Raw genomic sequence first — 13303 nt, forward strand, 5'->3', positions numbered from 1 at the left:
AGTTGCGGCAGGCCCGGCGGACTTTGGTGGTGTGACCGAATATCATGCGGTTTGCTGCCTTTGAGACAGGCAATTATTGCGACAATTCTTTGCATGCGCCGCAGTTTGCAGAGGCGAGGCCGATGCAGGTACCCTGCAATCCATCGCGCGCTCTCTTGGCAGCGCGCCGCAGCAGACCTGGCCGCGCAGACTGAAATGCCAAATCAGACTTCGTTTTCAGAAGTTCCTGCTGCTTCGACGCCGGCTTTCGGCGACTCCGGGGTGATCGAAATCGTCAAGATCGGCAGAACCAACCGATCGATGGGTCGAGGTCCATAGAGGCAACTTGCATGAGCCTTGTCCAGGAACAGGCCTTCGGAAGCGATCAAGTCGTAACGCGGATGCTATCTGAGCTTCGCTTCGATCGAGTTGGCCAAATTGGGTGGCGCTGCGTTCTGGGCATCTGCTCTTGCTTCTTGCGCGAAGAGGCCTGAATCATGTCGCAGCCTCCAACGAAGGAATGGCAAGTTGAGCGGCGAATTATTGACTTGTCCAAGGAGCGTGGAGGCGCAAGGAGCCGAAGGCGCCGGCCGCAGCAAGATGACGGCACTGGCTTGAAAGAGGAGGATGCTCGCATGGCCTCTGGCATCCAGGCGGCAAGCCCCGTCGATGTCGCGCTGTCGGTGCGCGAGCTGACCGTGAGTCTGCCGGAAGGGATGGAGCGGGCCTACGCCGTCGAGAACATCTCTTTCGATCTGAAACGCGGACAGATTCTCTGTATCATCGGGGAATCCGGATCGGGCAAGTCGGTCACCGCCAACGCGATCATGGGTCTTCTCCCGAAGGCGATCCGGGTCTCCTCGGGTGAGATCCGCCTGGATGGGATGAATATCGTAGGCCTCTCGGCCGACAAGCTTCGCAGCCTGCGCGGCCGCGTCGTGTCGATGATCTTTCAAGACCCTCTCTCGGCGCTCAACCCGCTGATGACCGTGGGTGCGCAGATCGAGGAGGTGATGGCCGCGCACGATGTCGGCACGCCGGCGTCCCGTCGCAGCCGGGCCATCGACCTGTTGATTGAAGTGGGTTTGCCCGACCCGCAACTCATGTATCACCAATATCCCTTCCGGCTTTCGGGCGGACAGCGGCAGCGGGTCATGATCGCCATGGCTCTGGCCCTCGAGCCTGCGATCCTGATTGCGGACGAGCCGACCACCGCACTTGATGTCACGACCCAGGCGCAGATCCTGCAATTGATCCGCGACATACAGCGCCGCAAGGGGATGAGCGTCATGTTCATCACCCACGATTTCGGCGTCGTGGCCGAGATCGCCGATTACGTCGTGGTAATGGAGAAAGGCCATTGCGTGGAGCAGGGCGGTGCAGCGCAAGTCCTGAAGTCGCCCAGCCACCTCTATACGCGGCGCCTGATCGCGGCCGTGCCGCACCTGACCGGTAAGGACCGTGTTGCCTTGGACGCTGCCGACAGGGAACCCATCCTGAAGGTTGAAAGCCTCGTAAAGACCTATCGTAGCGGCAGTGCACTTTTCCGTACGCAGCGCATCGTGCCCGCGGTCAATGGCGTCACCTTCGATCTCTCGTCGGGGCGCACGCTCGGCGTCGTCGGCGAAAGCGGCTCGGGGAAATCGTCGCTCGGCCGGCTGCTGATCAAGCTTATGGAGAGCGACAGCGGCTCGATTCTGTTCGAGGGCCGCGACCTGGCTGGGCTTTCTGAAGCCAAGTTTCGGCCGTTGCGGCCAAAAATCCAGATGATCTTCCAGGATCCTTTTGCTTCGCTCAATCCGCGATCGACGGTCGGGCAAATTCTGACAGTTGGTCCCGTCGCGCATGGGATGCGCTACAGTGAAGCCGACGAGCGGGCGCGGGAGCTTCTGACCCATGTCGGCCTCGATTCAGGAGCCTTCGACCGCTATCCACACGAGTTCTCCGGCGGGCAGCGCCAACGCATCGGCATCGCCCGGGCGCTGATGTTCAAGCCAAAGCTGCTGATTGCCGACGAAGCGGTCTCTGCGCTCGACGTATCGATCCAGGCCCAGATCCTGAAACTGCTGGACCAGATTCAGCGCGAGACGGGCGTCTCGATGATCTTCATCACGCATGATCTGCGCGTCGCCAGCCAGATCTGCGACGAAATCGCCGTCATGCATCGAGGACAAATCGTGGAACGCGGTCCGCCGTCCCAGATCTTTCTCGCCCCGAAATCCAGTTACACGCGAGAGCTGGTGGCGGCGATCCCGGGCGAGCAGCCCGGAAGCATGCCCCAACATGAAGGCTACGTCGAGAACCCCAAGCAAGGAGAGTCGTTATGATCAAGCGGTCTGCGGATACATCGAACTACTCGCGGCGCGATGCCTTGCGAATGGTGGCGTTCGGCGGAGCTGCTGCCTTCATCACGCCGAACCTCCTTGGCGAGCCCGCCTTCGCTCGTAGCTCTGCGGCAAAGCCGAGCGGCCGCGTGATCGTCGGGCTCGGACAAGAGCCGACCGTATTCAATCCGCTGATGGCCCACATCGAAGTCGATGACGGCGTGCATTTCTCGGTTTTCGACGCGCTGTTCCGCATCGATCCTCAAGGCGCCATACAGCCCAACCTTGCGGTGGAAGTGCCGGACCAGAAGAATGGGGGCATCTCGCAGGACGGTCTCCAGTGGCGCATTCGTCTGCGTGACGACGTTCGCTGGCACGATGGCAGGCCTTTCGGTGCCGAGGACGTGAAGTTCACGCTCGAGCTGATCACGAATCCCGACTTCCGGGCTTGGCGTACCGCCGGACATGCTCTCGTGCGCGACATCACCGTGATCTCACCGACAGAGATCTCGTGGCGAATGGAAGAGGCCTTTGCGCCGTATTTGTCGTTCCTGACCGAGACCTTCATCGTCCCCAAGCACATTCTGGGGACGGAGGCCAATCCGAACAACGCCGCCTTTAACCAGGCGCCGGTCGGCACCGGTCCGTTCAAATGGGGACAGCGCGTCGCCGGCGATCATCTCGAGCTTGTGGCTAACCCCGACTATTTCGGTGAAGGCCCTCACATCGAGAGGCTGGTCTTCAAATACATTCCCGACCTCACCGTCCTCTACACCCAATTCAAGAGCGGCGACATCGATCTGGTGGGGCAGCCCTACATCACCCCTGATCACTACGGGGAAGCCAAAACGCTGCCGAACCGCGTCGTGACCCTCGTCCCGAGGACCTCATTCGAGTCCTTCTACCTGAACCTGGAGCGGCCGCAGTTCAAGGAGCTTGCGGTCCGCGAGGCGCTTTACGCGGCGATCGACAAGGAGGCGATCATCCAGGGGCTCTATTATGGAGTGCCGGCCCCGACAGAGACCTTCATGCCGCGGCAGTCCTTCTTCTTCAACGCCAATCTGCCGCTGCACCAGTTCGATCTCAATCGCGCGCGCAAGATCCTCGATCAAGCCGGCTGGGCGCCGGGAGGCGACGGCATTCGCACCAAGAACGGCGTTCGTCTGTCCTTTACCAATTCGACCACGTCCGGCGATCCCTTGCGCGAACAGGTGCAGCAGTACCTGCAGCAGACGTTTGCTCAGCTGGGGGTCGAGATGAAGATATCGAACCTGCCCGCCGCCGTGATGTGGGGCGAGTTCTGGGGGCAATCAAAATTCGATTCCGTCATCGTCGGCAGCACCTACTTGATCGGCGCAGACCCCGACGTAACCAATCGCTTGCACTCGCGGTCGATCGCCGCGAAGGGCGGCCGCGGCTCGAATAATGCGCAGTATGCGAATCCGGAGGTCGATGCGCTGCTCGACAAGGGCGCGCGCACCTTCGATCCGGAAGCCCGGCGCGCGATCTACGCTCGCGTCCAGGAACTGGTCCGTCGCGACCTGCCCTTCCTTCCGTTGTACCAGAGCAATGCGGTCGAAGGCCTCAAGAAAGGGATCAACGGCTTCGTGCCGAACGGCAATACGCGCACGGAATCGTGGAACGCGCTGGCTTGGTATTGGGCAAGCTGATGTGCTGCCGGCCGAGGCCCTGTGGCCGAGATCGGCGCTGGAGTGATGCTGCAACGCCAACATGGTGACTCGAATGTCCGGGTTCCTGCTCAATCGTCTCTCGCAGAGCATCGTGCTGCTGGTGATCGTCTCGATCATCGGCTTCACGGTTCTCAACCTCATGCCCGGCGGTCCTCTCGCGCAGTTCGGGCTCGATCCGGGCATGACGCAGAAGGATGTGGAGCGGCTCGCGGCGCAGCTCGGGCTAAACCGGCCGCTATGGATTCAGTATCTCGATTGGGCCTGGCGGCTGCTCCAGGGCGATTGGGGACACTCATTTCGCGACGGCTCTTCGGTGCTGGCGGTGATTGGTCGGCACCTGCTGGCGACGCTGCTGCTCATGGGCACGTCCACCGCATTTGCGATCGCGCTCGGCGCCTGGATCGGAATCCGCGGCGCCACTCACCGCTATTCCCTGTTTGACTACTGCGCAACCGTCGGCGCCATGGTCGCCCTGTCGGTTCCGACTTTCTGGTTCGGCCTCATTGGCATCTACATCTTCACCCTGAAGCTCGGGTGGGTTCCTGCAGGTAACATGTACACGATCGGCGACGGCTCGGTGCTGGACTATCTGCACCACCTGATTCTGCCGAGTCTGGTGCTGTCGCTCGTTCACGTCGCGATCTGGAGCCGCTACATGCGCGCGGCGACACTGGATGCACTGAGCCAGGATTTCGTCAAGACGGCGCGCGCCAAGGGCGTCAGCGAACGCCGCATCCTGCTGAAGCATGTCGTCGGCAATGCATTGCTGCCGATGATCACGCTGGCAGGGATGCAGCTGCCCAGCATCCTCACCGGCGCATTGGTCACCGAGACGGTCTTTACGTGGCCGGGAATGGGTCGGCTGTTTCTCGATAGTCTCGGTTACAGCGACTATCCCGTCGTGATGGGGTTGTTGATATTCTCGGCCATCCTGGTCGTGTTGGGCAACCTGATCGCAGACATCATCATCGCCACCGTCGACCCGCGCATTCGCCTGGGCTGAGCCCGCGGAGTAACGCCTGATAACAGGAGGCAGCAGATATGACCGTCATCGCCGCGCCCGCTACTCCGACTCGCTGGTGGCACAGCCGTGCGGTGTCCCGCTTCACGCGTCATCATCTGGCGCTCGTTGGGATCGCGATGATCAGCCTGCTCGTGCTGGCGTGCGTCCTCGGTCCCTATGCCTTGCCTTACGATACCCTCCAGATCGACCTGCGCGCGCGCTTTGCTCCACCTCTCAGCGGTCAGCACTATTTGGGCACCGACCCCTTGGGACGTGACCTGGCCGCACGGCTCTTGATGGCCGGGCGCATCTCGCTGCTGGTGGGTTTCTCCGCGATGTTGCTGTCAACGCTGATCGGCACCTTGGTCGGCGTGACGGCCGGCTATCGCGGTGGCTGGGTCGGGGTGGCGCTGATGCGTACCGTGGACGGCTTCCTGTCCTATCCCTCGATCTTCCTCGTCCTGGCGCTGGCCGCGACGCTGCGGCCGAGTCCCGTCATGATCACCGTCATCATTGCCGTCACGAGCTGGATGGAAACTGCCAGGATCGTCGAGGCCGAAGTCCGTTCGCTGCGCGAGCGCGAGTTTGTCCAGGCTGCACGCATGGTGGGGCTCAGCGGGAAGCATATCATGTTCCGCGAGATCTTGCCCAATGCCATGGGTCCCATCATCGTGGCCGCAAGCCTGGCGGTCGCCCGCGCGATTCTGCTGGAAGCCTATATCAGCTTCCTCGGCTACGGCATCCAGCCGCCGCTGCCGAGCTGGGGCAACATGCTCAACGGCGCCCAGCAATATCTGGCGAGCGCTCCATGGCTCGCGATCATTCCCGGTGCCGCAATTACGATTGCGGTGACGAGCTTCAACTTCATCGGCGACGGTCTGCGAGATGCCCTCGACGTTCGCGACGACCACATTTGATACGTCGAGCCGAGCCACGGCTGATCATACGAGACGCAAACGCCATGCACGCGCCGAGAGTTGACGAGAAGGCGACGCCCTATTGGTGGGACGCCTCACCGCCGATGGCAGCAGATTGATCCTGTTGCCGCATCATCAATGAAATTCTATGCCGAACTTTGCGCCCGCCCGGCGGCGTAATGCCGTCGGACCCAAGTTACGCTGCGAACTGCGCGGGGATCATGAGGTGGCCTCACGCTATCAGGCATTGGCGATTAGCCGGCAAACCCCGCAAGAGACGTCGACTCAATATGACAACCGCAGCATACCAGGCCGAAGGTCGCGACAATGCGGACGTGGCCCTGCTTCCTTTCTCCAGATCGCATCTGGAAGGCGCCCTGAAGCTCTCGCAGGAGATGTCCTGGCCCTACCGGATCGAGGATTGGGACGTTGCGCTGCAGTTGGGCTATGGCTTTGTTCTGCAGCGCGGTGGGACGGTGATCGGCACCGCGGCGTGGTGGCCGTACGGCGAGACGCATGCGTCCGCCGGCATGATCATCGTCGCGAAGGCCGCTCAGGGCCGCGGCTATGGGGCGCGGCTGATGGATGCGTTGCTGACGTCCGCGCGCCCGCGGATCATCTCGCTGAACTCGACCGCCGAAGGCGTCACGCTTTATCGCCGCCGCGGCTTTGTGCCGACCGGGATCATCCATCAGCATCAGGGAATTCCACGCCCAAGCCACGAGACGCCGCGACCTGGCCTCCTCAGGCCGATGGCCGCATCGGAGTTCGGAGCGATCGCGCGGCTCGACCGCATTGCTACGGGGTTGGAGCGGCGGCAGTTGCTGAATCGGCTGTTCGATAGCGGTGACTGTTATGTCCTGCTGCGCGACGGCATGCTTTGCGGCTACGCCATCTCTCGTCTTTTCGGCCGCGGGCACGTCATCGGCCCCGTGGTGGCCGAAAGCCCGACCGATGCACGCGCGCTGATCGAATTCGCGATCGCGCGGCTCGGTCCTGTCTTCGTCCGGATCGATACTCCGGCCTCCTCGCAACTCGGGGAATGGCTCGAAAGCATCGGGCTGCAACGGGTCAGTGATGCCACCACCATGGTGCTGGGGACACCGGCTCCATGGACTGGACCGGCCCGCATGTTCGGGCTCGCCAACCAGTCATTCGGATAAGGGGACATCGGGATGCTGCGCGTCGAGGACAGAACTGATATCCCAGATGCCGGTCCGGGCGAGACGGTCGCAACGGTCGGTGCGTTGGCAACACCGGCTCTCCTGCTCGACAAGGACCGCCTGGACCGCAATCTCGTGCGCCTGTCCTCTCGTATGGCAGGGCAAGGCGTCGTGCTGCGTCCCCATATGAAGACGGCGAAATCCATTGACGTCGCCCAACGCGTCTATCCATCGGGGGCGGGACCAATCACTGTCTCAACCTTGGCGGAGGCGGAGTATTTCGCGCAGCATGGATTCCGGGATATCACCTATGCCGTGGGACTTTCTCCTCACACCGCCGACAGAGCAATGCGCCTGCGGAAAGCAGGCGTCGACCTCAAGGTGCTGCTCGATTCGCCGGAGCAGGCGGCCATGCTTGGCGCAGCCGGTCGTATCGTTGGTGTGACACCATCCGCCTTCATCGAGATCGACTGCGACGGTCACCGCGGCGGGCTGACGGCGACCGATTCCAAGCTCATCGCCGTCGCGGCGGCGCTCGCCGAGGCAGGCGTCAAGATCGCCGGCATTCTCACGCATGCCGGCGAATCCTACGGCCTCAGCACGCCCGCGGCCCTTGTCGCGGCTGCGGAGAACGAAAGGGCCGTGGCCGTCGCCGCCGCAACGACATTGCGCGCGGCGGAGCATGAATGCCCTGTCGTGAGCGTCGGCTCCACGCCCACCGCCCATTTCGCCGAAGACTTGACCGGCGTCACGGAAATGCGCTGCGGCGTCTACATGTTCTTCGATCTGGTCATGCACGGTGTCGGCGTCTGCACCACCGACGACATCGCCATCTCGGTGCTCGCCACCGTGATCGGCACGAAGCCCGAGAAGGGCTGGATTTTGGTCGATGCGGGGTGGATGGCGCTGTCGCGCGACCGCGGCACCGCGGCGCAGCGGGTCGACCAGGGATACGGTCTGGTCTGCGATGCGGCCGGCAGGATCTATCCCGACCTGATCGTTTCGCAAGCGAGCCAGGAGCACGGGATCCTCGCCATCAGGCCCGGGTCGGCGCACGCTTTGCCCAATCTTCCGGTCGGCGCGAAGGTCCGCATCCTGCCCAATCACGCCTGTGCAACGGCGTCGCAACACGAATTGTACAACGTCGTCTCCGCCGGCAGCGACGCGATCGAAGCGCGATGGCTCCGGATGGGCGGCTGGTAGGCCGTCGAAAGGATTGCTTCCAATGACCTCGCCCCTTCGACATCTGACGGAAGCCGGCTTCCTCGGAAAATTCTACATCGACGGAGAATGGCGGAAGCCGATCGGATCAGTCGCGGCAGCAGCAACCGTCGTCAATCCGGCGACGGAGCAGCCGATCGCTGACGTCGCGCTCGGCGATGACGATGACGTGGACTGTGCCATCTCAGCCGCCAGGCGAGCCTTCTCCGGCTGGTCCATGACACCGCCTACTGACAGGGCGGCGCTGCTCGACCGGATTCACGCCTTGCTCCTTGAGCGGCTGGAACTGTTCGCGCAGGCGCTGACGTGCGAGATGGGAGCTGCCATCACCTATGCGCGCCGAGCCCAGGTGCCGCTGGCTGCCGAACATATCCGTGTCGCACGCGACAATCTCGCGAACTATCCGTTCGTCACCCCACGCGGCAGCACCGCGATCATGCGAGAGGCGATTGGGGTCTGCGGTCTCATCACCCCCTGGAATTGGCCTCTCTACCAGATCACAGCCAAGGTCGGCCCGGCGCTAGCGGCCGGTTGCACGGTGGTGTTGAAGCCGAGCGAATTGTCGCCCCTGAGCGCTTTGCTATTCGCCGAGGTGATGGGCGATGCCGGTTGTCCGCCCGGCGTCTTCAACCTCGTCAATGGAACAGGTCCGATCGTGGGCGCTCGTCTGGCGTCGCATCCGCAGGTGGACATGATCTCGATTACCGGCTCGACGCGCGCTGGCGTTCTCGTCGCGCAAGCGGCAGCGCCCACCGTCAAGCGCGTTGCCCAGGAGCTCGGCGGCAAGTCGCCGAATATCATCTTGCCGGACGCCGATCTCAGCCGCGCTGTTCCGCTCGGCGTCGGCGCCGCCTTCCGCAATCTCGGTCAATCCTGCAGCGCACCGACCCGCATGCTCGTGCCTCGCTCACACATGGAAGGGGTCGAGACCTTGGCGGCCGCGGCTGCTTCAGAACTGGTTGTCGGCGATCCCCTTGCGGAAAGCACGACTCATGGTCCGATTGCTAACCGGCCGCAGTTCGAGCGCGTGCAGACCATGATCGATGTCGGTCTGAAGGAAGGCGCCAAGCTCGTCATAGGCGGGCCGGGGCGGCCTGAGGACCTTCAGACTGGCTTGTATGCGCGACCGACCATCTTCTCGGACGTCCATCGCGACATGAGGATCGCGCAGGAGGAGATCTTCGGCCCGGTGCTGGCGATCATTCCCTACGACTCGGTGGACGAAGCGATCGCGATCGCCAACGACACCGTCTACGGCCTCGGCGCCCATGTACAAGGCGCTGACATGGAGACGGCGCGCGCAGTCGCCCGTCAAATCCAGTCGGGCCAAGTGCATCTCAACCATCCCGACTGGGACCCCAACGCACCTTTCGGCGGCTACAAGCGCTCTGGCAACGGCCGGGAATACGGCCTTGAGGGCATGGAGGAGTATCTGGAGACCAAGGCCGTCCTCGGATTTTATCGATGAAGGCGAGCGATCTACCGGGGCAATCGATTGAGATCGGGGGAATTTCCGAGGGCTACATGCGCAATCCAACGGACGAACAGGTCGCGCCGCCCTTCGCCGAATTGGGACTCGGCCGGGGCTTGAGCAGCATCGTTCGATCAAGCGGTCAAAAACCCGTACATCTTGCGAAGTCCGAGATGATTTCAGCACATTCTATCGCGCGCCTGATGCGATGAAGGCTGATCGGGATTTTGCTTCCGCATTCCCGGCAGCCGAGGTTCGTTGAAACATGTCGCCCTACGTCGAGCGCATTCACAGCGATGAGCGTCTCCCAGCCGAGGCCGAAATCGTCATTGTCGGCGGCGGCATCCTCGGCTCTACGGCCGCCTATTACCTGGCGAAGCGCGGCCTCTCCGTGGCGCTCCTCGAGAAGGGCCACGTCGCCTGTGAACAATCGAGCCGAAACTGGGGTTGGTGCCGTCAGCAGAACCGCGATCGCCGCGAATTGCCGCTCTCGGTGATCTCCATGCGGCTGTGGGACGAGCTCACGCGCGATATCAATCGGGACCTCGGATTTCGACGCTGCGGTCTCGTCTATGCGACCCACGACGAGGCCGTGCTCGCCGGCTGGGAAAGGTGGCGCGAGGTCGCCAGGGAGTACGACGTCGACACCCGCGTGCTGAGCCGGGCGGAGGTGGCCGAGCGCGTCCCCGAAGCGCGCGACAAATGGGTCGGCGGGACCTATTCGGCTCGGGACGGCAAGGCCGAACCTGCGCTTGCCGCGCCTGGTATCGCCGACGGGGCCAGAACTCTGGGCGCCACAATCCACCAGGGATGCGCCGCGCGGGCGCTCGACTTGGCCAATGGCAGGATCGTGGGCGTGCAGACGGAGAAGGGCTATATCAGAACCAGCGCGGTGCTGTGCGCGGCCGGCGCCTGGTCCTCGCGCCTCCTTCGGCCGCTCGGGATCAGTTTCCCTCAAGCGAGCATCCGTCAGACCGCGCTGCGCTCTACCCCGACAATCAACATAGGCGAGGCGGTCTCCACTCCCTACTGCACGATCACGCGCCGACTGGACGGCAGCTATACGCTTGCGATCAGCGGCAAGGCGAACCTCGAAATCACGCCTCAGGCTATCCGGTATAGCCGGGAATTCATGCCGCAGTTCATGCGTCGCCTGAAGAACGTCAGGCTCGGCGTCGGCCAATCGTTCGTTTCGGGGCCGGATTCAATGGCGGCGCTGCTGACCAACGACAACAGGATCTTCGAGCAGAATCGCGTGCTGGATCCTCCGCCCTTGAAATGGCTGGTGAGCCAAGTGGTGGAGAGTGTCCGGAAAACCTTCCCCCAACTCGGCGAAATCAAGATCAATAGCGCCTGGGGCGGCTTCGTCGATTGCACGCCGGATGCAGTTCCTGTGGTGTCGCAGGTGGACGGGGTGCAAGGCCTCGTCCTCGCGGCGGGCTGCTCGGGTCACGGCTTCGGTTTGGGCCCGGGGCTGGGCTATCTGGCCGCAGAGCTTGTCGTTAACGACACGCCTTGCGTCGATCCCACACCGTTCCGGCTCTCGCGTTTGGTCGACGGCTCGAAGCTGGACATCGCCGCCATCTGACGATCGGGCCGCTGATGGAACAGATCGCGGCCTCTTTATTCCAGTTGAACCGGAAGTGCGTTCAGGCAAAGGATATGCGCGCTTCGAATGGTCAGCGGCGTAAGCCCGCTTTTCATGGCCTAGCCGATTGGAGTAGGGTGTAAGTTTTTGAAATCGCAAAGCTATCTCTTTTCCGTGGCTCCGATGATGGATTGGACCGACCGGCATTGCCGGGTGTTCCACCGCCATCTGACTCAGCGGGCGCTGCTGTACACGGAGATGCTGACCACCGGCGCTATCATTCATGGCGATCGGGAGCGGCTGCTCGGCTTTGACGCGGTGGAGCACCCGGTCGCGCTTCAGCTTGGCGGATCGGATCCTGGTGAGCTCGCGAAAGCTGCGCGGATCGGCGAACAGTTCGGCTATGACGAGATCAATCTCAATGTCGGCTGTCCGTCCGACCGCGTAAAGGATGGTCGCTTCGGTGCCTGCCTGATGGCGGAACCGGAGCTCGTCGCGAGATGTGTCGACGCGATGAAGGGCGCGGTCTCCGTTCCCGTTACGGTGAAGTGCCGCATCGGCATCGATGACCAGGATCCCGAAGTCGCGCTGGATACGCTGGCGCGCGCCGTCGTGGCTGCAGGCAGCGACGCGCTGATCGTACATGCGCGAAAAGCGTGGCTGAACGGTCTGTCGCCGAAGGAAAACCGTGACATCCCGCCGCTCGATTATGATCGTGTCTATCGGCTCAAGCGCGCGATGCCGGATGTGCCTGTTATCATCAATGGCGGCGTTCTCGGTATTGAGGAGGCGAAAGCGCATCTTGCGCATGTCGATGGCGTGATGCTCGGCCGGGCCGCCTATCAGGAGCCGTGGCGGCTGCTCGCCGTCGATAGCGACATCTTCGGCGAAGTTGCGCCGCATGCGACGATGCAGGACGCGTTCGAGGCGATGATGCCTTATATCGAGGCGCAGCTCGCACGCGGTACGCGCCTGCACGCCATCACGCGGCATTTCGTCGGCGCCTTCCACGCAGTGCCCGGCGCGCGGGCCTTCCGTCGCCATCTTGCCGAACAGGGCGTCAGGCCGGGAGCTGGGGTTGATGTGCTGCGCGATGCGATCGCGCGTGTTGGGGCACGCGCGCCGGCCGAGGCGGCAGCCTAGTCCTCAATCCACTGCCGTGCGGGCGCGGCGATGGCTACTTTGCAGCTCCGGATAGCCGGTGAGCATCAGCGTGTCGGAGCGCACGCCCCAGCTCTCGAGGCGATCGAGGAAGCTCATGCCGAGCAAATTGGTCTTCATCTGCCCGCGCGGCACAACGAGGGCCGGCACCGATTTCTCGACGAGTTGGCCGACGGCGAGACGATCGAGCGTCAGCCGGGCTGCCTTGGTGTGGCCGCCGGCCGTTTCGAGGTCGACGTCGTATTCGAGCATCTCGAGTGGCAGGCCGATCGCCTTTGCGGTCTCCCAGGTCAGCACCACGGAGGTGGCGCCGGTGTCGATCACCATCGGCGCGGCGACGCCGTTGATCTTGGCGCGCAGCGCAAATTCTCCACCCTGACCGCGCTGGATCTGCACGGCGGGGGCGGGCATCGCGGTCTGCGCGCGGAAAATGTGTGAGACCGTGTGGCTTGCGCGCGCGATCCGGTCGGGATCGCCATAGGCGACGACAGCGCCCGCGGTTCCTGCCAGCAGGATGAGAACGAGCAGGAGGCGGATCATTGCACGCCTCCGATGGCCCGGACGCCCGTCAGGCGCGTTTCGGCAATCCCGCGATCGGCAAAAGGCCAGCGTCCGCCATGCGCGCCGGCAACAGCGCCATGACGGCGAGCCGTTCGACGCTCTCCATGGCGTGCCAGCGCGCGATCTCCGGCAAGGTCCGGCCGCAGCCGAAGCACAGCTTGGTTTTGGGATCGATCATGCAGACGGCGACGCACGGAGTTTCTTTGCTCATACGGACATAGTGA

General features: G+C 63.1%; 12 protein-coding genes. 10 read left to right on the plus strand and 2 right to left on the minus strand.

Going from position 1 to position 13303, the window contains the following annotated elements; all coding sequences use genetic code 11:
- The first annotated feature begins 614 nt into the window (after nt 1-614).
- The 10 genes from XH98_RS33060 (at nt 615) to dusA (ending at nt 12500) form a co-directional block, all read left to right on the plus strand.
- Complete coding sequence (locus tag XH98_RS33060) at nt 615-2306, plus strand: ABC transporter ATP-binding protein (RefSeq protein ID WP_271603282.1); 1692 nt, start codon at nt 615-617, stop codon at nt 2304-2306.
- A complete protein-coding gene (locus tag XH98_RS33065) occupies nt 2303-3973 on the plus strand; it encodes a peptide ABC transporter substrate-binding protein (protein ID WP_220001812.1) in 1671 nt (556 codons plus the stop codon). Before XH98_RS33060 ends, XH98_RS33065 begins: the two co-directional genes overlap by 4 nt.
- Nucleotides 3974-4046: 73 nt before the next feature.
- Nucleotides 4047-4997 carry an ABC transporter permease gene (locus tag XH98_RS33070; RefSeq protein WP_271621083.1) on the plus strand — a complete coding sequence of 317 codons (951 nt, stop codon included), beginning with the start codon at nt 4047-4049 and terminating at the stop codon, nt 4995-4997.
- Nucleotides 4998-5035: 38 nt separating this feature from the next.
- A complete protein-coding gene (locus tag XH98_RS33075; RefSeq protein WP_220001814.1) occupies nt 5036-5914 on the plus strand; it encodes an ABC transporter permease in 879 nt (292 codons plus the stop codon).
- Nucleotides 5915-6204: 290 nt separating this feature from the next.
- Nucleotides 6205-7077: a GNAT family N-acetyltransferase gene (locus XH98_RS33080; protein WP_271603280.1), complete on the plus strand. Its 873-nt coding sequence runs from the start codon at nt 6205-6207 to the stop codon at nt 7075-7077.
- A 12-nt stretch (nt 7078-7089) separates the two neighbouring features.
- The gene (locus XH98_RS33085) at nt 7090-8280 is read left to right on the plus strand and encodes an alanine racemase (protein ID WP_271621084.1); all 1191 of its coding nucleotides are present in this window, start codon (nt 7090-7092) and stop codon (nt 8278-8280) included.
- A gap of 22 nt (nt 8281-8302) precedes the next feature.
- Nucleotides 8303-9766 carry an aldehyde dehydrogenase family protein gene (locus XH98_RS33090; RefSeq protein ID WP_271621085.1) on the plus strand — a complete coding sequence of 488 codons (1464 nt, stop codon included), beginning with the start codon at nt 8303-8305 and terminating at the stop codon, nt 9764-9766.
- Nucleotides 9763-9981 (plus strand): hypothetical protein, encoded by a 219-nt coding sequence (locus XH98_RS33095; RefSeq protein WP_271603277.1) that lies wholly within the window; start codon nt 9763-9765, stop codon nt 9979-9981. The genes XH98_RS33090 and XH98_RS33095 overlap by 4 nt, the downstream gene beginning before the upstream one ends.
- Before the next feature lie 53 nt (nt 9982-10034).
- Nucleotides 10035-11357 carry an NAD(P)/FAD-dependent oxidoreductase gene (locus tag XH98_RS33100; protein WP_271621086.1) on the plus strand — a complete coding sequence of 441 codons (1323 nt, stop codon included), beginning with the start codon at nt 10035-10037 and terminating at the stop codon, nt 11355-11357.
- A 147-nt stretch (nt 11358-11504) separates the two neighbouring features.
- Nucleotides 11505-12500, plus strand: a complete 996-nt coding sequence (gene dusA / locus XH98_RS33105; protein WP_271621087.1) for a tRNA dihydrouridine(20/20a) synthase DusA — start codon at nt 11505-11507, stop codon at nt 12498-12500.
- Between the two features lie 3 nt (nt 12501-12503).
- Here the strand turns inward: dusA and XH98_RS33110 are convergent, their stop codons facing one another.
- A complete protein-coding gene (locus XH98_RS33110) occupies nt 12504-13058 on the minus strand; it encodes a TIGR02281 family clan AA aspartic protease (protein WP_271603274.1) in 555 nt (184 codons plus the stop codon).
- A 28-nt stretch (nt 13059-13086) separates the two neighbouring features.
- A complete protein-coding gene (locus tag XH98_RS33115) occupies nt 13087-13290 on the minus strand; it encodes a DUF1289 domain-containing protein (protein ID WP_057758492.1) in 204 nt (67 codons plus the stop codon).
- Nucleotides 13291-13303: the final 13 nt, after the last annotated feature.

It is taken from the genome of Bradyrhizobium sp. CCBAU 51745, assembly GCF_028128715.1.
Taxonomy (GTDB): Bacteria; Pseudomonadota; Alphaproteobacteria; order Rhizobiales; family Xanthobacteraceae; genus Bradyrhizobium; species Bradyrhizobium manausense.